The 22,052-nt window shown below is 71.1% G+C and carries 18 protein-coding genes and 1 pseudogene; 16 read left to right on the plus strand and 3 right to left on the minus strand.

Translation table 11 applies throughout. The annotated features are described in order from the left end of the window. The first annotated feature begins 54 nt into the window (after positions 1-54). Genes ACIBLA_RS05115 through solA form a run of 4 tightly spaced genes read left to right on the plus strand, consistent with a single transcriptional unit; the run spans position 55 to position 7,009 of the window. Positions 55-1,431 (plus strand): aromatic ring-hydroxylating dioxygenase subunit alpha, encoded by a 1,377-nt coding sequence (locus tag ACIBLA_RS05115; RefSeq protein WP_363242955.1) that lies wholly within the window; start codon positions 55-57, stop codon positions 1,429-1,431. Beyond that, positions 1,418-2,950, plus strand: coding sequence for a glutamine synthetase family protein (locus ACIBLA_RS05120; protein ID WP_399197782.1), 1,533 nt, complete (start codon positions 1,418-1,420; stop codon positions 2,948-2,950). Before ACIBLA_RS05115 ends, ACIBLA_RS05120 begins: the two co-directional genes overlap by 14 nt. 58 nt (positions 2,951-3,008) lie before the next feature. Beyond that, positions 3,009-4,460: an aldehyde dehydrogenase family protein gene (locus tag ACIBLA_RS05125; RefSeq protein WP_399197783.1), complete on the plus strand. Its 1,452-nt coding sequence runs from the start codon at positions 3,009-3,011 to the stop codon at positions 4,458-4,460. Beyond that, a complete protein-coding gene (solA, locus tag ACIBLA_RS05130) occupies positions 4,457-7,009 on the plus strand; it encodes an N-methyl-L-tryptophan oxidase (protein ID WP_399197784.1) in 2,553 nt (850 codons plus the stop codon). Before ACIBLA_RS05125 ends, solA begins: the two co-directional genes overlap by 4 nt. Positions 7,010-7,035: 26 nt before the next feature. Here solA and ACIBLA_RS05135 read toward each other — a convergent pair whose 3' ends face one another. Next, a complete protein-coding gene (locus ACIBLA_RS05135) occupies positions 7,036-7,758 on the minus strand; it encodes a GntR family transcriptional regulator (RefSeq protein WP_363242959.1) in 723 nt (240 codons plus the stop codon). A gap of 185 nt (positions 7,759-7,943) precedes the next feature. Between ACIBLA_RS05135 and ACIBLA_RS05140 the strand changes: the two genes are divergently transcribed. The 12 genes from ACIBLA_RS05140 (at position 7,944) to ACIBLA_RS05195 (ending at position 20,849) form a co-directional block, all read left to right on the plus strand. Then, a complete protein-coding gene (locus ACIBLA_RS05140; RefSeq protein ID WP_399197785.1) occupies positions 7,944-9,893 on the plus strand; it encodes a primary-amine oxidase in 1,950 nt (649 codons plus the stop codon). Between the two features lie 182 nt (positions 9,894-10,075). Next, positions 10,076-11,740, plus strand: coding sequence for an ABC transporter substrate-binding protein (locus tag ACIBLA_RS05145; protein ID WP_399197786.1), 1,665 nt, complete (start codon positions 10,076-10,078; stop codon positions 11,738-11,740). Beyond that, entirely contained in the window at positions 11,733-12,680 is a 948-nt protein-coding gene (locus ACIBLA_RS05150; RefSeq protein WP_363242962.1) for an ABC transporter permease, read from the plus strand. The genes ACIBLA_RS05145 and ACIBLA_RS05150 overlap by 8 nt, the downstream gene beginning before the upstream one ends. Positions 12,681-12,751: 71 nt before the next feature. Then, complete coding sequence (locus tag ACIBLA_RS05155) at positions 12,752-13,762, plus strand: ABC transporter permease (protein ID WP_363242963.1); 1,011 nt, start codon at positions 12,752-12,754, stop codon at positions 13,760-13,762. A gap of 5 nt (positions 13,763-13,767) precedes the next feature. Further along, the gene (locus ACIBLA_RS05160) at positions 13,768-14,457 is read left to right on the plus strand and encodes an alpha/beta hydrolase (protein WP_399197787.1); all 690 of its coding nucleotides are present in this window, start codon (positions 13,768-13,770) and stop codon (positions 14,455-14,457) included. After that, positions 14,454-15,536 (plus strand): ABC transporter ATP-binding protein, encoded by a 1,083-nt coding sequence (locus ACIBLA_RS05165; protein ID WP_399197788.1) that lies wholly within the window; start codon positions 14,454-14,456, stop codon positions 15,534-15,536. The genes ACIBLA_RS05160 and ACIBLA_RS05165 overlap by 4 nt, the downstream gene beginning before the upstream one ends. Further along, positions 15,533-16,561: an ABC transporter ATP-binding protein gene (locus ACIBLA_RS05170; protein WP_399197789.1), complete on the plus strand. Its 1,029-nt coding sequence runs from the start codon at positions 15,533-15,535 to the stop codon at positions 16,559-16,561. Before ACIBLA_RS05165 ends, ACIBLA_RS05170 begins: the two co-directional genes overlap by 4 nt. Beyond that, positions 16,558-17,322: an amidohydrolase family protein gene (locus ACIBLA_RS05175; RefSeq protein ID WP_363242967.1), complete on the plus strand. Its 765-nt coding sequence runs from the start codon at positions 16,558-16,560 to the stop codon at positions 17,320-17,322. The genes ACIBLA_RS05170 and ACIBLA_RS05175 overlap by 4 nt, the downstream gene beginning before the upstream one ends. Further along, on the plus strand, positions 17,319-17,846 hold the full coding sequence (locus ACIBLA_RS05180; protein WP_399197790.1) for a cytidine deaminase: 528 nt from the start codon (positions 17,319-17,321) through the stop codon (positions 17,844-17,846). The genes ACIBLA_RS05175 and ACIBLA_RS05180 overlap by 4 nt, the downstream gene beginning before the upstream one ends. Positions 17,847-17,875: 29 nt before the next feature. After that, complete coding sequence (locus tag ACIBLA_RS05185) at positions 17,876-18,724, plus strand: creatininase family protein (RefSeq protein WP_363242969.1); 849 nt, start codon at positions 17,876-17,878, stop codon at positions 18,722-18,724. Beyond that, positions 18,721-19,353, plus strand: coding sequence for a cyclase family protein (locus ACIBLA_RS05190; RefSeq protein WP_399197791.1), 633 nt, complete (start codon positions 18,721-18,723; stop codon positions 19,351-19,353). The genes ACIBLA_RS05185 and ACIBLA_RS05190 overlap by 4 nt, the downstream gene beginning before the upstream one ends. A 2-nt stretch (positions 19,354-19,355) precedes the next feature. Continuing rightward, the gene (locus tag ACIBLA_RS05195) at positions 19,356-20,849 is read left to right on the plus strand and encodes a gamma-glutamyltransferase (protein WP_399197792.1); all 1,494 of its coding nucleotides are present in this window, start codon (positions 19,356-19,358) and stop codon (positions 20,847-20,849) included. A gap of 24 nt (positions 20,850-20,873) precedes the next feature. Here the strand turns inward: ACIBLA_RS05195 and ACIBLA_RS05200 are convergent. Both ACIBLA_RS05200 and ACIBLA_RS05205 read right to left on the minus strand, forming a co-directional pair. Beyond that, a pseudogene (locus ACIBLA_RS05200) lies at positions 20,874-21,143 on the minus strand (IS630 family transposase); the annotation flags it as partial. Between the two features lie 102 nt (positions 21,144-21,245). Next, on the minus strand, positions 21,246-22,037 hold the full coding sequence (locus tag ACIBLA_RS05205; RefSeq protein ID WP_399197793.1) for an SDR family oxidoreductase: 792 nt from the start codon (positions 22,035-22,037) through the stop codon (positions 21,246-21,248). Positions 22,038-22,052: the final 15 nt, after the last annotated feature.

The raw sequence follows: 22,052 nt of genomic DNA on the forward strand, positions 1-22,052 counted from the left end.
AAATATGCAAAGATTGGATCCAATGCAGGAGTGATCGCATACAAGAGGAGAGCGATGCTCAGACGCGAAGAGAACGAGCGTGTGACACGCAGCGGCCCTGGCACACCGCTGGGCGGGCTCCTGCGTGCCTACTGGCAGCCCGTCGCCCTTGTCTCGGAGATGCCCGAGGACCGCCCGGTCAAGGCGCTCCGAATCATGAGCGAGGATCTCGTCCTCTTCCGTCGGGACGAGATCCACGACGAGGGCGACGACGGATCCCCCATGGTGGCCTCCACACGTGAATGGGGTCTGGTCGGCCGCTACTGCGCACACCGCGGGGTCGACCTCTCGTACGGCAGGCGGGAGAACGGCGGTCTGCGCTGCCTCTACCACGGATGGCTGTACGGGCCGGACGGCCGGTGCCTGGAACAACCGGCGGAGCCCGAGCACAGCTCCTTCGCCGCGAAGGTGCGCATCCCGAGCTACCCGTGTGCGGAACGCAACGGCATCGTCTTCGCCTACCTTGGCGCCGGAGACCCGCCACCGTTTCCGGCCTACGACTGCTTCCGCGCCCCCGAGCCGTACACCTTCGCCTTCAAAGGCCGCTGGGAGTGCAACTGGCTCCAGGGGGTGGAGGGCGGGATCGACCCGAGCCATGTCTCCTTCCTGCACCGCTTCGTCGGAGAGGACCCCCGCGAGACATACGGGCAGCAGTTCAGCGAGGAGGTGGCCGGCACCGGGAAGAAGCTGTCGGAACTGGTCGGCGACAACTTCCGCCCGGACATCGAGGTGGAGGGCGCCGAGCACGGTCTCCGGGTCTTCGCGCTGCGCGATCTCACCGAGGACGTACGGCACGCGCGGATCACCAACCTGGTGTTCCCGAACGCCTTCGTGGTGCCCTTCGGCAACAGCAAGTCGTTCTGCCAGTGGCACGTCCCCATCGACGACGAGAACCACTACTGGTTCATGATCCTCTACGACTTCGAAGAGGTCACGGACCAGGAGAGACTGCTGGCCCAGCGGCTGAGGGAAGTGTCGTTGCCCGACTACCGCCCGCTGCGCAACCGGACGAACGACTGGGGCTTCGACCCCACGGAGCAGCGGGAACTCACCTATACGGGCATGGGGCTGGACATCAACGTCCACGACCAGTGGGCCGTGGAGAGCATGGGGCCCGTCCAGGACCGCACCGTTGAGCGGCTCGGTGTGTCCGACCGTGCCGTCACGGCCAACCGTCGGCTGCTGCTGAAGGCGATCGACTCCTTCGAGAACGGCAATCCGGTGCCGGCTCTGCCGCTCGACCCGCACTCCGCCGAGAAGTTGACCGGCCCTCCGGCCATCGACACCCTCACCCCCGTCGAAGGCTGGGAACAGGCCTGGCGGGAGCGGGAGTCGGAGCGGCGCGGACGGTCTCCGTGGGCCGGGCGGGACGTGCCTCGTGCGCAGCGCTGACGAACGGCCACTGGCCGAGGGCGGCGAGGGCTCGGGGGCGCGCCCGCTGACGGACGCCGGAGCCGACGGATTCGTGGATCGCCACGGGCTGTGGGACGACCGGCAGCGCGCCGCCGCCGGTCAGATCCGCCGTGTGATCGACGAACTCGGCCTGGACATGGTGCGGTTCTCCTTCGCCGACCAGCACGGTGTGCTGCGCGGCAAGACGCTGACGCGCGACGCGGTGCCCGGCGCGCTGCGCTCCGGGGTCACCACCCCCTCCTCACTGCTGCTGAAGGACACCTCCGGCAGGACCGTCCTCCCGGTGTTCTCGGGCGGCGACCCACGGGTCTCGCGGCACTTCGCCGGCGCCGGCGACATCGTCCTGGTGCCCGACCCGACGACGTTCAGGGTGCTGCCCTGGGCCGAGCGCACCGGCTGGATCCTGTGCGACGTGTTCCACCCGGACGGCACGCCCGCGCCGTTCTGCCCGCGCGGAATGCTGCGCGGCAGGCTGGACGCGCTGGCAGGGGCGGGATACGACCTCACGGTCGGCGTGGAGCTGGAGTTCCATGTGTTCCGCCCGGCGGCCGGTTCCCTACGGGTGGGCGTGGGCAGGCCCGGCGCGCCCGGCCCACCGCCCGAGGTGGAGCCGGTGAGCGGCGGCTCGCAACTGCTGCACGAGGAAGGACTTGACCGGCTGGACGGGTTGGTGGCCCTGCTGCACCGCGGACTCACCGGCCTGGATCTGCCGCTGCGCTCCCTCGAACTCGAATTCGGTCCCAACCAGATGGAGTTGACGCTGGACGCGCGGGGCGCCGCGCGTGCCGCGGACGACGCGTTGCTGACTCGGGCGGCGGTGCGGCAGATCTGCCGGAGGAACGGCTACCACGCCACGTTCATGTCCCGACCGGCCGGTGCGGAGACCGCGTCGACCGGCTGGCATCTGCACCAGTCGCTGCGCTCCCGGGAGACCGGCGAGGCCGTCTTCGCCCCGTCGGCGGCGCGGGCGGGGGACGGTGAGGTGCTGTCGGCGCAGGGCCGGCACTACCTGGCCGGTCTGCTGGAGCACGCCGCGGCCGCCACCGTGTTCACCACCCCCACCGTCAACGGGTACAAGCGGTACCTGCCGCTGTCGCTGGCACCGGACCGAGTGGTGTGGGGGGTCGACAACAAGGGGGCCATGGTGCGGGTCGTCGGCGGTCCGGACACCGGTGGCGTACGGCTTGAGAACAGATCGGGCGAACCGGCGGCCAACCCGTACCTCTACGTGGCGTCGCAGGTGATCAGCGGGATGGACGGAATGGCCCGGAAGCTGGATCCCGGCCCGCCGGTCCTCGATCCGTACGACGCGAAGGCCCCACGACTTCCGGGGTCGCTGGCTCAGGCATTGGACGCGCTCGACGCGGATCCGGTCTTCACCCGGGCATTCGGCCAGGACGTCGTGGCCTGGCTCACGGGGATCAAACGTGAGGAGTTCGCACGCTACTTGGGCCACGTCTCGGACTGGGAGCAGCGCGAGTACTTCGACCTCTTCTGACCGGCCGGCTTCCTCAACCGGCCCTCCCGGGCCACCCGACACCCTTACGGAAGATCTCATGACGATGTTCACCGCACAGCCCATGGACCTGGAACCCTTCTTCGTCGACGGCCGGTGGATCGCCCCCGGAGACCGGCTTACGTTCCCGGTCCTCGACCCGGCCTCGGGCGAGGCCCTGGCCCGTGTCGCGCAGGCCACCTCCGACGACGTGGACAGCGCCGTGGCTGCCGCGGCCCGTGCGCACGAGGACGGCCGCTGGCGGGGCCTGCCCGCCGCGGAGCGGTCCCGCGTGCTGAACCGTGTCGCCGAGCTGATCGAGGAGCACGCCGAGGAGCTGGCGGTGCTGGAGACGCGGGACAACGGCAAACCGGTCGAACGGTCGCGCGCCGACACGGCGATGAGCGCCAGGACGTTCCGGCACTTCGCGGGGGCCCCGGCGCGCCTGACCGGCACCGTCGTTCCCGTCGACAGTGGGCACCACATCTTCACGGTGCCCGAGCCGGCCGGCGTGGCGGCGTTGATCCTGCCGTGGAACTTCCCCATCATGACCGGCTGCTTCAAGCTGGCCCCAGCGCTGGCCGCAGGCTGCACCGTCGTCGTCAAACCCGCCGAGCAGACCCCGCTGACCATGCTGCGCGTCGCCGCCCTGTGCGAGGAGGCGGGCCTGCCTGCGGGCGTACTCAACGTGCTGACCGGAGACGGCGCGGTGGGCGCCGCCCTTACCGCGCACCCCGGCGTGGCAAAGGTGTCCTTCACCGGCTCCACCGAAGTCGGCCGACAGGTCATGGCCGCTGCGGCCCCCTCCGTCAAGCGCCTCACCCTGGAACTCGGCGGCAAGAGCCCCAACATCGTCTTCGCCGATGCCGACCTCGGCGCAGCCGTCGCCACCGCCATGCGGGCCGGGTTCGGTCACTCGGGGCAGATGTGCACGGCCGGCAGCAGGCTGCTGGTCCAGCGCTCCGTCCTCGCGGAGATGGAAGAACGTCTCGTCGAGGCTGTGCGCGGGGTCCCGGTGGGCAACGGCCTCGACGGCGGCGTCACCGTCGGACCGTTGGTCTCCGAGGAGCAGCGCGCCCAGGTTCTCGGATACGTCGAAGCCGGCGTCGCCGAGGGAGCGACCCTCGCGGTCGGCGGCGGTGTGCCGGACCGGGCGGGGTTCTTCGTCGAACCCACGCTCTTCACCGGCGTCACCAGCGGTATGCGGATCGCGCGTGAGGAGATCTTCGGCCCGGTGATCGGGGTCATCCCGTTCGAGGACGAGGAGGAGGCCGTCGCCATCGGCAACGACACCGCCTACGGCCTCGCGGCAGGGGTCTGGACCAGGGACCTGTCCCGGGCCCACCGGATGGCGGCGCGGCTGCGGGCCGGGACGGTGTGGATCAACACCTACAACGTCTTCGACCCGGCGCTGCCCTTCGGCGGCTTCGGCGACTCAGGACTGGGCCGGGACCTGGGCGACGACGCCCTCCTGTCCTACTGCGAGCGCAAGGCGGTGGTCGTCGCACTATGAACGCCAACACAGTCGACACCGCGGCGCACCCGGCCGCCGCCCGGCACGGAGCCCTCGACGTCGCCTCGCTGCGCGCCGCGACCCCGGGCATGCGGCACGCCCGCCATCTGAACGCCGCGGGCGCCGCGTTGCCCAGCCTGGCGACGCTGTCCGCCGTCACCGAGCACCTGCGCCTGGAGTCCCTGCTGGGTGGTTACGAGGCGGCCGAGGCTCTGAGCGCCCGCATGGAGGAGGTGTACGGTGCGGCGGCGCGGCTGCTCGGCGCCGGGCCCGAGGACATCGCACTGGTGGAAAGTGCGTCGGTGGCCTGGCAGCGCGCGCTCGGCGCACTGCGGCTCAGGGCGGGGGACCGGGTCCTGGCCACCTCGTCCACGTACGTGAGTTCCGCCCTGCACCTGCTGGAACTGCGGGAGTCGCACGGCATCGTGCTTGAGGTGCTGCCCGCGGACGCGAGCGGACAGGTGGACCTCGGCGCGCTGGAGACGGCCCTGCGCAGGCCTGCGGCGCTTGTCACGGTCGCCCATGTGCCCACCTCGTCGGGGCTGGTGGAACCGGTCGCCGAGGTCGGCGCGCTGGCCGCCCGTGCGGGCGTGCCGATGCTGCTGGACGCGACGCAGTCGCTCGGGCAGCTCCCGGTCAGCGTCGACGAGCTGCGCTGCGGTGTCGTCGTCGCCACGGGCCGGAAGTTCCTGCGCGGCCCGCGCGGGACCGGGCTGCTGTATGTCGGCCCGGAGCTGCGGGACAGGAGCCGGCCCGCCGCCCCCGATGTGCGGGGCGCCCAGTGGTCGGCGGCCCACCGCTACGAACTCGTGGCCGGGGCGCAGCGGTACGAGACGTGGGAAGCCTCCCACGCGCTGCGGCTGGGGCTGGGTACGGCCGTTCAGGAGACGCTGGACCTCGGGGTGGAACGGATCCGGGACCACGTGACCGCGCTGGCGGGACGAACGCGGGCCGGGCTGTCCGGCGTGCCGGGAATCCGGGTCGTCGATCCTCCGGCGGCGGCGTCGGGGATCGTCACCTTCCTGCGGGAGGGCGAGGACCCGCGCGAGACCGTACGGGAGTTGCGGGCCACCGGCTGCCGTCTGACGACGGTGCCCGCCTCGCACGGGCAGTGGGATCTGGGGAGACGCGGGCTGGCACGCGTCGCGCGGGCCTCCTTCCACGTATACAACAGCAAGGATGACGTGGACGCCCTCATTGCCTTCCTGACGGAACGGGAACGGCGACGTCACACCGCGGCGGCACTCGCCCTGCCCCACGCCGACCGGGCGCCGCTCACCGGGTTCGCCCCCGGCCCGGCCGCCGTCGTGGAGAACCCCGCCACCGGCTCCGCCGCCGTCGTGGAGAAGCACCAACCCGGTCCCGCGCGTCGCACCGGGCACGGTGGCGGTGGCGGTGGCGGACGGGCCGATGTGATCGTGGTCGGGGCCGGGATTCACGGGTCCTCCGCCGCCTGGCGACTGGCGGCCCGGGGCGCGCGCGTCATCCACCTCGACCGGTTCCCGGCGGGGCACGCTCAGGGCTCCTCGCACGGCCGGACCCGGATGATCAGACGCGCGTACCCCTCCCCGGTGTGGGACCCGCTGGTCGAGGCCGCCTATGCGGCCTGGGAGGAACTCGAACTGGCCTCCGGACAAAGGCTGTTGACCAGGACCGGTGGTCTGTACGCCCGTGCGGCCGGCGCCCCGACCACCTTGCGCGGCCCTGACTGCGAGCAGGTGGACCATTCTCGTGCCGCGGAGCTGTTCCCGGGCCTGCGGCTGTGCGAGGGCTTCTCCGCCGTGCACGACCCGGCCGCCGGGGTCGTGGACGCGGCGGCCTCGCTCACGGCGCTGGCCTCGCTCGGCCGTCTCCACGGCGTGGACCGGCGGGACGGCTGCGCCGTAATCGGCTGGCGCCGGGACGGCGACGGCGTACGTGTCGAGACGGATCTGGGCGTGCTGCGGGCAGACCGGCTGGTCGTCGCCGCGGGCCCCTGGACCGGCGAACTGCTGCCCGCCTTCGCCGGAGCGCTGAGCGTCGTACGGATCGTCAACGTGCACATCGGCTCGTCACGGCAGCACCTGCTTCAGCCGCCGCTCCTCGGTCCGTTCTCGGTCGAGGTCCCGGACGTGGGCCTGCTGTACGGCATCCCCGCGTTCGACGGTGCCGGCGTCAAGATCGGGCTGGACCACGGCCCGGAGGAGGACCCGTCCATGCGGGCGGCCCCGGTCACCGCGGCCGAGCGCGACCGGCTTCTCGGCCTGGCCTCGCGGTTCCTTCCGGCGGCCGACGGTCCGGTGGAGGAGGCGATCACCTGCCGCTACACCATGGCACCGAACAACCGGTTCGCCGTCGGGCGGCTGCCCGGCGATGAGCGTGTCCTGGTGGTCGCGGCCTGCTCCGGCCACGGCTTCAAGTTCGGCCCGGCGCTGGGCGCCGCGCTCGCGGACCTGGCGGAGGGCAAGGAGCGGGCCGACCTCGACTTCCTGTCCCCGGCCGCGATGGCCGGGGCCGGGGAACACGGACGCCCCGGTGACGGCGGAGCGACGCGGGGGGCGCGGGCATGAGTCCCGGCGCCCGCACGGGCGGGGCGTCAGCCCCGGAAGACGGTGGCCGACCGCTGCTCGTACCACCGGGCCAACTGCTCGCCGGCATTGACCACATGGGCTTTCATCTGGCTGCGGGCCTCGTCGGCGTCCTCGGCGGCGAGCGCTTCGACGATCCGTTCGTGCTCACGAAGGTTGTCCTCACGGTGACGGGGGTTGTCACGGAGGACGAGGGCGGAGATGTTGCGCGGGAACGCCTCGTTGATGTCCTTGATCGCCCGGGCGAGCCGCTCGTTGCCCGCGGTGGTGTGGATGAGTGTGTGGAAGCAGTCGTTCGCCGAGGTGGAGGGCGAAGCCCCGTCCTCGGGTGCGGGTCTGCCGCTCTTTGCCCGTACCGTCTCGTTGGCCTGGCGCAGCTCCCGCAGCACGTCGGCGGTGATCGCCCGCACGGCCCGCACACAGGCGAGCCCTTCGAGTTCGGCGCGTACCTCGTACGCTTCGCGAACCTCCCAGGGGGCGGGGACGCGGACGACGGCGCCCCGGTTGGGCAGCACCTCGATGAGACCGCCGGCCTGGAGCTGCCGCAGCGCCTCCCGCACGGGGGTGCGGCTCACACCGAGGACTTTGGCGAGCTCGGCCTGGCGGAGCTGGGCCCCGATGGGGATCAGGCCGGAGAGGATGCGTGCCCTGATGGCGGCGGCCGTGTCGTCGACGAGGGCCTTGCCCGTTCCTCCGGGCGAACTCTCGTCCGGTGCTGGGGCGGTGTCCATGAAACCTCCGTCAGGTCGGGAAGGTGCGGATCGGCGGTCCGGAAAGCGGGCGGAGCCACAGCGGGACCCCCGGCCCCGGCAGCGGGCGGAACCCGTGGCGGACTCCACCACCATTATGTATCCAGTTCAGTGCTTTCAGGATCCACTATCGGATCCGCGGTTCGCGCGAGTGAATGGAGCAAGCGATGAATCATCGTCCCGGGAGTGTCAGTACCCGCGTGCCCGCGCGGCGGGACCGCACCCACCCCATGGACCCGTTGTCCCCCGCGGAGATCGACGCGGCGGTCGCGGTGGCGCGGGCCGACGGACGGCTCGGCGAGCGGACCCGGTTCTGGGGCGCGGTGCTTGACGAGAACTTCGCCCGCGAGGTCATGGCCGGCGGGCAGCCCGAGGGTGAACTCCGCATCGGGCTGGTCGCGATGGACCACGACCTGCCCGGCGGGTGGGAGATCGACATCCAGCTCGGCGCCGAGCCGCGCTGCCTGGGCTGGCGGCCCGTGGACATCCGCCGCCCCGGCATCACCTCGACCGAGGCGCGCGCCGCGGCCCGGGCGTGCCGGGAGAGTCCGGCGTTCCGCGAGGCGCTGGCCCGGCGCGGCATCCACGACGTGTCCCTGACCGTGATCGACGCCGAGTCCATCGGCGGCTTCGTGCCGGAGAAGTACAAGGACCGCCGGATCACCTGGGGTTCGGTCTGGCACCGGGTCCAGGAGGACGACAACGCCTACGTCCGTCCCGTGCAGGGCGTGATCCCGCTCATCGACATGGCGACCATGGAGGTGCTGGAGGTCGAGGACCACGGCGTCGTCCCGGTCTCGCAGGAGCCCGGCCCGCTGGCGGCCGGAGGCTTCGGCCCGGACCGCGAGGGCCTCAAGCCGCTGGAGGTGGTGCAGCCGGAGGGCCCGAGCTTCAGCGTCGACGGCCACCGGGTCCGCTGGCAGGGCTGGGACTTCCGGGTCGGTTTCACCCACCGCGAGGGCCTGGTGCTGTACGACCTGCGTTTCCTGGACCGCTCGGTGCTCAAGCGCGCCGCCTGCAACGAGATGTACGTCCCCTATCTCGACCCGAGCTCCACCCAGTTCCGCAAGAACTTCTTCGACTGGGGCGAGTACGGCGCGGGCCCGCTCACCAACTCCCTGGCACTGGGCTGCGACTGCCTGGGGGTCATCCACTACTTCGACGCGGCCTACCTCGGGGGCGACGGCAGCGCCCAGGAGATCTCCCAGGCGATCTGCATGCACGAGGAGGACGACGGCATCCTCTGGAAGCACAACGACCTGCGCCGCGGGGTGAACGAGGTGCGCCGCTCCCGGCGGCTGATCATCTCCAGCTTCCAGACGGTGGCCAACTACGACTACGGCTTCTACTGGTCGCTCTACCAGGACGGCAGGATCGAGCTGGAGATCAAGCTCACCGGCATGCTGTCGGCCTCCGGCATTCAGGAGGGCGAGGAGGTGCGCCACGGCCGGGTGGTCTCGCGCAACGTCCAGACCCCCACGCATCAGCACTACTTCGGTCTGCGCCTGGATGTCGCGGTCGACGGCTCGCGCAACCGTCTGGTGGAGGAGAACGCCGAGGCCGAGGACGACCCTGCCCACGACCCGTACGGCAACGCGGTCCGGATGGTGCGTACGCCGCTGCTCTCCGAGTCCGAGGCCGCCCGCAGGACAAGCCCGGCGACGGCGCGGCACTGGCGGGTGGAGAGCGCCGAGCGGACGAACCGCTACGGGGACCCGACGGCGTACCGGCTGCTGCTGCCCCACACCACCCGGCCGTTCGCGCGGCCCGACTCGGTGATGGCCCGCCGGGCGCCCTTCGTTCACCAGCATCTGTGGGCGACCGTCTCGGACCCGGCCGAGCAGTACCTCGGCGGCCAGTACCCGAACCAGGCGGAGCCCGGTGAGGACGGCGTACATATCTGGCAGCGGAAGAACCGTTCGCTTGACGGGGCGGAACTGGTGCTGTGGCCGGTCGTGGGATCGCATCACTTCCCGCGTCCCGAGCAGTGGCCGGTCATGCCGGTCGACAAGGTGAGGCTGGTCTTCGAGCCCGACGGATTCTTCGATCGCAACCCCGCCATGGACATCCCCGACCCCTCCGCCGGCGGCAGCGGCGACCACTGCTGCGCGAACTGACCAGGCGTCACAAACCATGTGATGTCAACTCATGCCCGCAGTTGTCGCACAAGCTCGTGATTCATCAGCTCGTAACGTCCGGGATACACCCGTGAAGCGCGAGCCGGACACGATACTTTGGATCCAATCCCTTGTTGATTAGATCCATTCCTTACAGGAATGGCGCCCCCAAGGAGGCCCTCATGCCGGATCAGTCGCAGGGATCACCCTCACATCAGCCGACCGGACCGGACGTCTCGCGCCGCACCATGTTGCGCGGAGCGGGTGTCCTCGGTGTCGGAGTGGGATTCGGACTCACCCCTCTGCTCACCGCCTGCGGCGTGGCCGACGGGTCCGGGAAGTCCGGCGGCGGATCCGGCAAGGGCGGCACCCTGACCCTCGGCATCGACTCCACCAGTGCCGTCAACGACCCCGCCTTCTACACCACGCTCGGCGACTGGATGGCGGTGGACTGCGTCTGCCGAGGCCTCACCTTCATATCCTTCGAGTCCAACGAACCCACCGGAGACCTCGCGAAGAGCTGGACGATCTCCGACGACCAGCTCACCTACACCTTCGCCCTCCGCGAGGGCGTGACGTTCCACGACGGCACGACCCTCACCTCCGCGGACGTCCTGGCGAGCCTCAACCGGCAGTTCGACCCCGAGAACAAGACCCTGCCCAAGGGCGCCACCAGACCACTCGCCTCGCTCGGCGCGAACGTCGCCTCGCTCACCGCCGAGGGCGAACTCACCGTCAAACTGGTCCTCAAGACGCCGGACCGCACCGTCCTCGCCCAACTCTCCGACATCGGCGGACGAGTCATCTCCAAGGCGGCCCTCGACAAGTACGGCGCCGACATCGGCAAGCACCTCGTCGGTACCGGCCCCTTCACGCTCACCTCGGCCACCTCGGGCCAGTCGATCACCCTCAAGGCGTTCGACGGCTTCCGGCTCGGCCGCCCACCGGTCGACCGACTGGTCCTGCGCCAGGTGCAGGACCCGTCGACGATCGTCAGCTCCCTGCTCAGCGGCGACCTGTCCGCCACCCAGTTCACCCCCTACTCGGCCGCCCGACAGCTGAAGTCCGACCCCGCGGTCACCGTCCACGACACCCCGGCCGGCTTCGACGCGATCCTGATGATCGATGCCCGGCGCGTCCCCGAGCTGAAGGTGCGCAAGGCCATCAACCTGGCCATCGACCGCAAGGCGATCCTGCGGCAAGCCTTCTACGGCGTCGGCAGAGAACCGAAGGGCTATGCCATCCCGCCGAGCCAGAACGGCTACGACACCAGCCTCGCCGATCTCAGCGAGAGGAACCTCGCACAGGCCAAGAGGCTGCTCGCCGAGGCCGGGGCGGAGGGCCGCGAGATCGGGCTCATGGCGGCCAGCGACTCCTGGCACCCCAAGGCCGCCCAGATCATCAAGCAGAACCTGGAGGACGCCGGGTTCACAGTGAAGACCGCGTCCGTCGACCCGGCGTCCTACTTCAGCCGGCTCGCCGACGGGAAGGACGACTTCCACGACCTGATGATCTGGGAACGCAACTCCTACGTGCCCGACCCCAACAACATGGTCGGCTCGATGGCCAACCCCGGAGGTCTCTACGGCAGCACCATTACCGGCCTGGACACGCTGGAAGGCGCCGAGACGCTGGCGGACGAGCTGAGGGAGGCCAAGAACCTGCCGGAGGGTACGAAGCGCACCGCCGCCTACTCCCGGATACAGCGTCGCTGGGCGGAGGAGTACATGGTGATCTCCATGCTGGCCTGCTCCACCAATCTGGTGGTCAGCGGCGCCGACGTGAAGGGCATGAACACCGCCGCCCTCAGCACCCATCGCTGTTTCATGGAGAAGGCCAGTGTCTGATCCGGCTGGTGCCGTGACCGGCTCCATCGAGGGGACACCGGGGGACGCCGGTCCCCCCGACCCCCGTCCCGCTCCCATCAGGGGCCGGGCGGGGCGGCCGGGCCCGCTTGAGAGGCTGCGCGGCCTGGGCATCGGCCGGTCCTGGCCGGCCGTGGTGTCCTGGGTGTTCCTGGCCGCCGTGATCCTCGTCGCCCTCGTCGGGCCGCTGCTGATCCAGGCCGACCCGGCACGCCAGACTCCCTCGGCGCTGCTGCCCATCGGCTCGCCCGGCCATCCGCTCGGCACCGACGATCTGGGCCGCGACGAACTGGCCCGGCTGGTGTACGGGGCGCGTCCCCTGCTGCTGGTGTCCTTCGCGGCAACCGCCCTCGCCGCCGCGGCCGGCACCGGTATCGGCCTGCTCGCGGGCTACGTCGGCGGGATTGCCGAGCAGACGCTGATGCGTGTCGTCGACCTGGCGCTCGCGTTCCCGTCGATCCTGCTCGTCATCCTGCTGGTGGCCGCGGCGGGACCGGGCACCGTGAGCCTCACCGTCGGCATCGGCGTCTCCCTGGCACCCGGCCTGGCCCGGCTGGCCCGCGCCCTCACCACCCGGGAAGCCGCCAAGGACTACGTCGTCGCCTCCAGGCTCGGCGGAACCCGCACCCCCCGCGTGCTGTTCCAGGAAATCCTGCCCAACATCGCCGGGCCGATGCTGGCCCAGGTCGTGATGACCCTCTCCGTAGCGGCAGGCTTCGCCGCCGGCCTGTCCTATCTCGGCCTCGGCATCCAACCGCCCACGTCCGACTGGGGCTACATGGTCCAGGCCGGTCAGGAGTTCCTGCACTCCGCACCGCGGCTCGTGGTGCTCCCCGCGGGCCTGACCCTGCTGTACGTGGTGGCCTGCAACTTCGTCGGTGACGACCTGCGGGATTCGCTCGACCCCCGGGGGACCGTATGAGCACCCTCACGGTGCCTCGTCCCCGGCGCCCGCGACGCCCCGGCTCCGGGAGCCTCGGCACCCTCCGGGTCATGGCCGTCCGGCTGCTGGCCGTGCCGGTCGTGCTGTTCGCGCTGGCGTCCCTGGTGTTCCTCGCCATGCGGCTGCTGCCCGGCTCGCCCGCCGCATCCCTCGCGGGCGGCGGAACAAACCTGTCGGCCGAGCAGATCGCGGAGAACGAAGCGCGCGCCGGCCAGGCCCTGGGCCTCGACCAGCCGCTGCTCACCCAGTACGTCAGCTACCTCGACGACCTGGTGCACCTGCGGTTCGGCTCGTCGTTCTTCGGCTCCAACAGTGTCCTCAGCCTGCTCGGCGACGCGCTGCCGGGCACCATCGAACTGACTGTGGCCGCCATGGCGTTGGCGGTGCTGATCGGGGTGACCACCGGCGTACTCGCCGCACTCCGCAGGGGCACCTGGGTGGACACCGTCACCAGGACCGTGGCCACCGTGAGCTTCTCGCTGCCGTGGTTCGCGCTCGGTGTCCTCGGCATCGTCGTCTTCGGTGTCCAACTGCGCTGGCTGCCCGTGCTCGGCCGGCTGCCCAGCTCGCTCGACTACTCGCCGACGACGAACTTCGTGCTGATCGACGCCGTCCTGCAGAACCGGCCCGAGCTGGTCGGCCCCTGGATCCAGCACCTCATCCTGCCCGCCACCACCCTGGCGCTGTCGATGGCCGGCTACATCACCCGGATCGTGCGCGCCTCCGTGCTGGAGGTCCTCGGCGACGACTTCGTCAGAACCGCCCGGATGAAAGGTCTCGCGCAGGGCGCGGTGGTCCGCCGCCACGTGCTGCGCAACTCCTGGCTTCCGATCGTCACCGTCCTCGGCCTCCAGTTCGGCTCACTCCTGGGCGGCTCCGTGATCACCGAGACCGTCTTCTCCTACGGCGGTGTCGGCCAACTCCTGGTGCAGGGCGTGCTTCAGCGCGACTACCCCGTCGTACAGGGCGCGGCCCTCGCCATCGCCCTGCTGTTCACCCTCGTCAACTACGCGGTGGACCTGCTGTACATGATCCTCGACCCACGAACAGGGAAAGGCTGAGCCGCATGAACATCGTGCTGGTCCACGGCGCCGGAGGGCGCCCCACCACCTGGATCGACGTGGAGCCCCGGCTCGCCGCCCTGGGGCACCGGACCGTCACCGTCACCAATCCGCTGACCTCGCTTCAGGACGATGTCGCGCACACCACCGCCGCCGTCGAGTCGCTCCAGGGCCCGGTACTGCTCGCCGGTCACTCGTACGGGGGCGCGGTCATCACCAACGTGGGCAACCACAAGGCCGTCCGCGGCCTCGTCTTCATCGCCGCGTTCGGCCCCGCCGAGGGCGAGACCGTCAACGGGATCGTCGAACGGTACGAGCCCGCTGAGATATCGGCGTACATGCGGCGCGGCCCCGACGGCGAGTGGAAGTCCGAACCGGACGAAAAGTTCTGGGCCGAGATAGGCCCCGACCTCTCGCCCCGCCACCGGGCCGTCGTCGAGGCCGAGGGACGCCCCGCGGCGAACCTCATCTTCAGGCAGCCGACCGGAGAGCCTGCCTGGCGCACCCTGCCCAGCTGGTACCTGGTCGCCGACGACGACCGCACCCTGCGCCCTGAGGCTCAACGGGACATGGCCGCCCGGATGAAGGCCACGACCTCGAACGTTCCCGGCAGCCACTACACCACGCTGGTGCACCCGGAACGGGTGGCCGACCTGATCCACACCGCGGCCGTGGCAGTGAGCGGCGCCCCGTGACCGCGCCCGCCGACCAGGACCGCCCCGCGCCCGAGGGGCAGCCGCCGCCCGTGCTGGAGATCCAGGACCTCCGAGTCGGCTTCGACACTCCCGCGGGCCGGCTCCCGGCCGTCGGCGGGGTCGACCTCACCCTGAGGAGAGGGGAGATCCTGGCGCTGGTCGGCGAGTCGGGCTCGGGCAAGTCCGCCCTGTCGATGAGCCTGGTCGGCCTCAACCGGGGCCCGCGTACACACATCAGCGGGGAGGTGAAATTCGCCGGCCGCGATCTCGTCACGGCCACCGAGCGCGAACTGCGCGAGGTCCGGGGCAAGGACATCACCGTGGTCTTCCAGGACGCGCTCGCCGCCCTCAACCCGCTGCACCGGGTGGGTGCCCAGGTCGGCGAGATGATCCGCACCCACCGCGTGGTCACGCGACAGCGGGCAAGGGAGCGGGCCGTCGAACTGCTCGGTGAAGTCGGCATCGCCGGCCCCCGCCGCAACGCCCGCGCCTACCCGCACCAGCTCTCCGGCGGCATGCGCCAACGCGTGATGATCGCCATGGGGCTGGCCAACGACCCGGCCGTACTGATCGCGGACGAACCCACCACGGCGCTGGACGTGACGATCCAGGCACAGGTGCTGTCCGTGCTGGAACGGGTGCGCGCCGCCCACGGCACCTCCGTCCTGCTGATCACACACGACCTCGGGGTGGTCGCCGAGGTCGCCGACCGGGTCGCCGTCATGTACGCGGGCCGAATCGTCGAGCAGGGGCGGCGCGACGACGTGCTGTTCAACCCGCAACACCCGTACACCATGGGACTTCTGGGCTCGGTGCCGCCGATCGACGGACCGGTCGCCGAACGGCTGCCCGCGATTCCCGGAAGTCCGCTGACCGGCATGGACCGGCCCCGCGGCTGCGCGTTCGGCCCCCGGTGTGCCTTCGCCCGGGACGCCTGCCGTCAACAGCCCCTTCTGGAGCAGCGCTTCGGAGCCCCCGGTCAGCTCGACGCCTGTGTCCTGCCCGCCCCCGAACGCGACGCGGCGCGCCGGGCGGGCCCGGAACCGGCCCCGTCACCCGCCACGGAGGGGAACTCATGAACTGGTCACCGCCCCGTCCCGCCTCGCCGGTCCCCCCGGCGCGCCGGGGCACTCCCCTCATCAGGGCGGAGAAACTGCGTGTGGAGTACCGAGGCCGTGTCGGCGGGGGCAAGGTCCGTGCCCTGCGCGACGTGGATCTGGAGATCATCGAGGGCGAGACCCTGGGCCTGGTCGGAGAGTCCGGCTGCGGCAAGTCCACACTGGGCCGGGCTCTGCTGCGGGTCGTCGAGCCCACCGCGGGCACCATCGAATTCCTCGGGCTGAACATCACCACGCTCCGCGGTACCCGGCTGCGGCGGACGCGGGCCGACATGCAGATGGTGTTCCAGGACCCGTTCGGCTCGCTGAACCCGCGGCGCAGAATCGCCGACATCGTCGCCGAGCCGCTGCTGCGGGTCCGCGGCGCGAGCCGTGCCGAGGCGGACCGGACGGTGGCGGAACTGCTGGAGCGTGTGGGCCTCGGCGGCGAGGCCGGCGCGCGCAGGCCCCACGAGTTCTCCGGCGGGCAGCGCCAGCGCATCGGCATCGCACGGGCCCTCGCCTCCTCGCCCAGGTTCGTCGTGGCCGACGAGCCCGTCTCCGCCCTGGACGTCTCCATCCAGGCGCAGGTGCTGAATCTGCTGTCGGACCTGTTGCGTGAGCGCGGCCTGACCATGCTCTTCATCTCCCACGACCTGGGCGTCGTACGGCACATCGCCGACCGGGTGGCCGTCATGTACCTGGGGCAGATCGTCGAGATCGCGTCCCGGGACGACTTCTTCTCGGGCCCGGCCCACCCCTACTCCTCCGCTCTGCTGTCATCGGTGCCGTCGCTGCGCCCCAGCGGGCGGCGCGACCGGCAGGTCCTGGAGGGGGATCTGCCGGATCCGGCGAACCCACCGGACGGCTGTCTGTTCCAGACCCGCTGCCCCTTCGCCGACGAAACCTGCCGCACCCGTATGCCGGAGCTGACGGAGTTCGTCCCCGGGCGCAGCGTGCGCTGCCACAAGCCCTTGGTGCCCAACAGAGAGGCCGGTCCTTCGTGATCATCGATGCGTACAACACCACCCAGGACGTCCGGGGACGGTCCGACTACCTCACCGGGGTACGCAAGGGGGAGGCGCCTCCGCCGCACACGCCGTTCGACCCCCGGCGGATCATCGACCGGATGGATGCCGCCGGCGTCGACATGGCGATGGTGTGCTCCCTCGCCCAGCGTATCGAGAACGACTTCATCGGCTCCCTGGTCGCCGCCCACCCGGACCGCTTCTTCGGTTTCGGGCAGGCGTTGCCGCAGGCGGACGACGCGGTCGAGGAGATCGACCGGATGGCCGACGCGGGCCTGGTGGGTCTCAAGCTGCATCCCAGCCTGCACGGCTACCACGTCGCCGACCACGGCCTGCTGGACCCGTTGTTCGAGGCCTGCGCGAGGCGTGGCCTGATGGTGTTGGTCAACGCCCTGGACGACTCGTTCTGCGCCCCGCTGGCGATCGAGGAGATCGCCCGCGATCACCCGGAAGTGCCGACGATCATCGCCCACATGGGCGCGGTGTGGAACGTGCCCGAGGCGATCATTGTCGCCGAGCGGCAGCCTCATGTGTATCTGGAGACCTCCGCGACGCTGATGAGCGACGTCAAACGAGCGTACGCGCGGCTGGGCCCGGAGAAGATCCTCATGGGCAGCGAGTGGCCCGGCTCCGACTTCGACCTGGAGCGGATGAAGATCGCCAAGGCGGTACCGGACGACAAGGACCGCGCTCTCGTCGAGGGCGGCAACATGGCCCGGCTACTGGGGATCTCCGCATGAGCGTCGGCGACACCGGCGCCGGCTCGGGCGCCGGGCCGCAGGCACGGACACCGGCACCGGCACCGGCGCCTGCCGTATCCGCGGAGTCCGTCGCCGTACCCCCTTCCATGAGCGGGCCGGACGCCGAACTGCTCACGGTCGCGCAGGAGGTGCTGGGCCGCCTCTGGCGCGACGGCCGACACGAGGTCGCCACGGCGCTGCGCACCGCCGACGGAGCCGTGCACACCGGTGTCCACGTCGAAGGTTCCTGTAGGCGCAGCTCCGTCTGCGCCGAGGGCGTCGCCTTGGGAACCGCGCGTGGGGCATGTCCGGGCGGCGAGCCGCTGACTGTCGTCTCGGTCGTCTCCGTCCAGATCAAACCCGCGGGCCGGTTCCGTGTCATCGCCCCATGCGGCGTGTGCCGCGAACTGATCAGCGACTACAGCCCGGACGCCACCGTCTGGGTCACCACGCCCGATGACGACGAGGTCGTCCCGATGACGGCCCTCGACCTGCTGCCGGAGAAGAGCCGGCGCGCGTGGTGAACTCCGGCCACAGCGAAGAAGGAAGCACCATGCCCCGCGAAACTCCCGTTCCCTCCCCACCGCCCGTAGCCACCGGCCTCGACATCGCCTCCCTCGCCGCGGAACTGGGCGGCACCGGCTCCCCCGTCCTGTGGGAGGCGTTGACCTGGGAGGAGGCGGAGAGGACCGCCGCCGCACTGAACTCGGTGATCATCCCCGTCGGGGCCACGGAGCAGCACGGTCCGCACCTGCCACTCGCCGTGGACACCATCATCTGCGAGGAAGTCGCCCGTGGCGTCTCGGCGTTGACCGGCGTGCCGGTCGTGCCGCCGCTCAGCTTCGGCGTGTCCGCCTCGCACGGCGGCTTCGGCGGTACGGTCGCGCTGAGGCCCGAGACGATGATCGCCGTCGTGGAGGATGTCATCGACTCCCTCCACGCCTCCGGGATAAGGCAGTTCATCCTGCTCAACGGCCACATCTGGAACAACGGGGCGCTCGACGTGTCGGCGGAGAAACTGCGTGTGCGGCACCGCGACGCACGCGTACGTGCCTTGGGCTACGTCACGATGTACCCCGGCCCCGAGGTCGACGGCCACGTCCAGTACGGCCGGGCTCTGATGCACGCGAACTTCTTCGAGACCTCGGTCATGCTCCACCTTCGACCCGAACTGGTGCGGATGGAAAGGGCCACCTCGCACATCGACATGGACTCGTTCTGGGACTACCGCATGGACCAGGTCAGCGAGACCGGCGTATGGGGCCGCGACGTGGCCGACGCCCGAGCCGAACACGGTGGCGCGGAGTTCGACCGCTGCCTGCTCACCACCGCCCGCGCCGTGGCCGCCGCCGTCCGCGAGCCATGGCCCGACCCCACCCACCGTCCTGGAGCGACCGCATGACGATCTACGACATCACGCTGCCCATCCACCCCGAGATGCTGCACTGGGGGCGCAAACCCGAGGTCGAGATCGTCGAGTCCCTCGCCGACGGCGACGCCTCCAACGTGACCCGGTGGCGGCTCGGTGCCCACACCGGCACGCACGTCGACGCCCCCGCGCACTTCCGCGACGGCGCGACCCCGATCGATGAGGTGTCCCTGGACTCCCTCGTGGGACCGGCCCTGGTCGTCGACCTCACCCATGTCGAGGGCGACGTGGAGCCGTCCCACCTGGAGAAGGGCGGGGCCGCCGGGTACCGGCGTGTTCTGCTGAAGACCTCCAACTCGGGCGGGCCGCTCAAGGAGTCCGAGCGCGCCCCGCGGTGGGTGGGACTGTCACCGGAAGCCGCCAACTGGCTGATCGCCCAGAAGGTGGAGCTCATCGGCATCGACTACCTCACCATAGAGAGCCACCACCGCACCGACACCTGGGACGTCCACCACGCTCTGCTGGGCGCCGGCGTGCTCATCCTGGAGAACGCCGACCTGGACGCGGTGCCCGCCGGCGAGTACGACCTTGCATGCCTGCCCGCCAAGCTGGTCGGCGCCGACGGGGCTTTCGCCCGCGCCGTCCTCACCACCCGGGACTGACCGTGGCCACGATCGCGATCGCCGCCCCGCACCCCGCCGGCATCACGGCGGCCCGCCAGGTGGCTGCCGAGGGCGGAGGCGTGGTCGACGCGGCACTCGCCGCGGCCGCTGCACTGACCGTGGCCTACCCACACCAGTGCTCCATCGGCGGTGACCTCGTCGCCCTGGTCCGCGACGCGACGAGCGGCACCGTGCGCGCCGTGGTCTCGGCAGGAGCCGCCGCGGCGGCCGCCGACCCGGACCTGCTGAGGGCCCGTGGGCCGCGGATGCCTGCGGGCGGCCCGCACACCGTGACCGTCCCCGGAGTGGTGGCCGGCTGGGCAGAGCTGGCCCGGCTCGGTGCGCGGCTGCCCCTCGGCCGTGCGCTGGCCCCGGCCGTGGCCCTGGCCCGGGGCGGAGTCACCGTCAGTAAGGGCCTCGCGCGGGCGATCCGGAACCGGCTCGATGTCGTACGGGCCGACCCGGGCCTGTCAGCACTGCTGATGGACAAGAGGGGCGAGCCGCTGCCCGTCGGCGCACCCCTGGTCCAGGCCGCCCTGGCGGCGACCCTGGACGAACTCTCCGGGGACTGGCGGCACTTCTACACCGGACCGACCGCCCAACGCCTCGTGGCGGGTCTGCGCGCACGCGGCTGCCCGCTCGACCTCGCGGACTTCGCCGGGCACCGGGCAGAAGACACCGAAGCCCTGAGCCTGACCCGGGACGGTGTCACCTGGTGGGCGGCGCCGCCTCCGACCCAGGGCCCCGCGCTGCTCGCGGTACTCGGCGCCGACGGCGATCGGCTCACCGCCGCGCGCAGCGCGGAACTTCGCCGCGACACACTGCTCGGCGACCCCCGGTCCGGGGCCGTGGACCTCGACGGCCTGCTGCTGCGCGAGCACCGGGAGAGTGCCGCGCTGCCCTCCGGGCCCAGACCGGCCGGAGACACCGTGGCCGTCACCGCCGTGGACGACGAGGGCAACGCCGTCACCCTCATCCAGAGCGTGTTCCAAAGCTTCGGATCCGGCATCGCCGAACCCACCACCGGCGTGGTGCTGCACAACCGGGGATCGGCCTTCAGCCTCGACGCCGCGCACCCCGGTGTGCTGCGCCCCGGGGCACGGCCCCCGCACACTCTGTGTCCGGCACTCGCCACCGGCTCCGATCGTGTGGTGGCGCTCGGCTGCCAGGGCGGTCGCGCCCAGGCGTGGATCCTCTCCCAGGTGGGGCCCGAACTCGTTGACGCACCCGACCCCCACGCTCTGCTGGCCCGGCCCCGATGGGTCATCGGCTCCCGTGATCTGGGCCGCCCGCTACCCACCCTCGTCCTCGAACCCGGCGTACCGGACGCGCCGAATCTGGCCGACACCGCGCACCGGCTGGGGCTGGCGGTGGCCGAGCTGACGGGGCTGCACGACGAGGCGGGCCATGTACAGACTGCGAGGCTGCGCGCGGGCGTGGTCGACGCGGCCAGCGACCCCCGTGCCGACGGGACCGCTGCCGTCCTTCGGCCATGAACGTACGGACGACGCTCATCTTCCCTAGTGTCCTGCGCCTGAAATCCTGGCGATATATTTCGCTAACGAGTTGAGGATTTCGTCGGCGCTCTTGGTCCATGTGAACGGCTTGGGGTTCTCGTTCCAGGTCTGGATCCAGGTGCGGATGTCGGCCTCAAGTGCTTGGACCGATCGGTGGGTGCCGCGGCGGATGAGTTTGTCGGTGAGGTATCCGAACCACCGCTCGACCTGGTTGCTCCAGGAGGAGCCGGTCGGAGTGAAGTGGACATGGAAGCGGGGGTGCTTGCCGAGCCATGAGCTCAGGTGCCCGCCCCGTCCTGCACCGCCCGCCCCGGGCGGGGCAGGGCCGGAACCCGCCGGCCCTCCGGCAGGGGCTGTCCCCGGATCAGATCCGGGTCAGCGCAGGGTGAGGACGTTGCCCGTGATGAGCGCGGCCTCGTCGGAGACCAGGAACGCGATGGTGCGCGCGACCTCGGCGGGTTGGGCGACGTGGAAGAGGGTGCTGCTGTCCGCGACGAACCGGCGGACCTCATCGGTGATCCAGCCGGTGTCGGTCACCGGCGGGTGCACCACGTTGGCGGTGATGCCGGCCTCGGCCAGTTCCGCGGCGGCCGAGAGGGTGTAGTCGGTCTGCGCGGCCTTGGCGGCGCCGTAGGACACCTCACCGGGGAAACCGAGGTCCCCGGCCGAGGTAAGGCCCACGATCCTTCCCCAGGTCGCCCCGCGTGCCCGGTGCCGGCGGGCGAACTCGGCGATCAGCAGGGCCGGAGCCATCGTGTCCACGGCGAACTGCCGCGACCAGGTCGCAGCGGTCATCGGCTGCACGGGCCGTCCGAACCGGTCGGCCGAGCCGGAGCCGAAGGTGTCCTGCAACCACCCCGAGGCGTTGTTGACCAGGATGTCGACGCCACCGAGGAGCTCCTCAGCGGCATCGAAGACACGCGCGGGAGCGCCGGGGTCGCTCAGGTCCGCCTCGAAGTGCTCGGCCTGCCCGCCCGCAAGGCGGATGTCCGCCACCACGCGCCGGCCGTCGGTGGCTCGCCGGCGGCTGTACTCGTCGGCCGGCTCGGCACCGGACGGCTGCACGTAGGAGGTGCACAGCACCGCGATGCCCCGGGCGGCCAGTTCCTGAGCCGTCGCGGCTCCGATCCCTTGGTTCGCCCCTGTCACTACAGCAACACGTTCCATTCGGCCAGTAGTAGC

The organism is Streptomyces sp. NPDC050433, from assembly GCF_044458565.1.
Lineage (GTDB): Bacteria > Actinomycetota > Actinomycetes > Streptomycetales > Streptomycetaceae > Streptomyces.

Bases quoted from the DNA above. Each gene is read 5' to 3' on its own strand.
- ACIBLA_RS05115 (WP_363242955.1), top strand. From the start codon at position 55: ATGCTCAGACGCGAAGAGAACGAGCGTGTGACACGCAGCGGCCCTGGC.
- ACIBLA_RS05125 (WP_399197783.1), top strand. From the start codon at position 3,009: ATGACGATGTTCACCGCACAGCCCATGGACCTGGAACCCTTCTTCGTC.
- solA (WP_399197784.1), top strand. From the start codon at position 4,457: ATGAACGCCAACACAGTCGACACCGCGGCGCACCCGGCCGCCGCCCGG.
- ACIBLA_RS05135 (WP_363242959.1), bottom strand. From the start codon at position 7,758: ATGGACACCGCCCCAGCACCGGACGAGAGTTCGCCCGGAGGAACGGGC.
- ACIBLA_RS05140 (WP_399197785.1), top strand. From the start codon at position 7,944: ATGAATCATCGTCCCGGGAGTGTCAGTACCCGCGTGCCCGCGCGGCGG.
- ACIBLA_RS05145 (WP_399197786.1), top strand. From the start codon at position 10,076: ATGCCGGATCAGTCGCAGGGATCACCCTCACATCAGCCGACCGGACCG.
- ACIBLA_RS05155 (WP_363242963.1), top strand. From the start codon at position 12,752: ATGGCCGTCCGGCTGCTGGCCGTGCCGGTCGTGCTGTTCGCGCTGGCG.
- ACIBLA_RS05160 (WP_399197787.1), top strand. From the start codon at position 13,768: ATGAACATCGTGCTGGTCCACGGCGCCGGAGGGCGCCCCACCACCTGG.
- ACIBLA_RS05170 (WP_399197789.1), top strand. From the start codon at position 15,533: ATGAACTGGTCACCGCCCCGTCCCGCCTCGCCGGTCCCCCCGGCGCGC.
- ACIBLA_RS05180 (WP_399197790.1), top strand. From the start codon at position 17,319: ATGAGCGTCGGCGACACCGGCGCCGGCTCGGGCGCCGGGCCGCAGGCA.
- ACIBLA_RS05185 (WP_363242969.1), top strand. From the start codon at position 17,876: ATGCCCCGCGAAACTCCCGTTCCCTCCCCACCGCCCGTAGCCACCGGC.
- ACIBLA_RS05190 (WP_399197791.1), top strand. From the start codon at position 18,721: ATGACGATCTACGACATCACGCTGCCCATCCACCCCGAGATGCTGCAC.
- ACIBLA_RS05205 (WP_399197793.1), bottom strand. From the start codon at position 22,037: ATGGAACGTGTTGCTGTAGTGACAGGGGCGAACCAAGGGATCGGAGCC.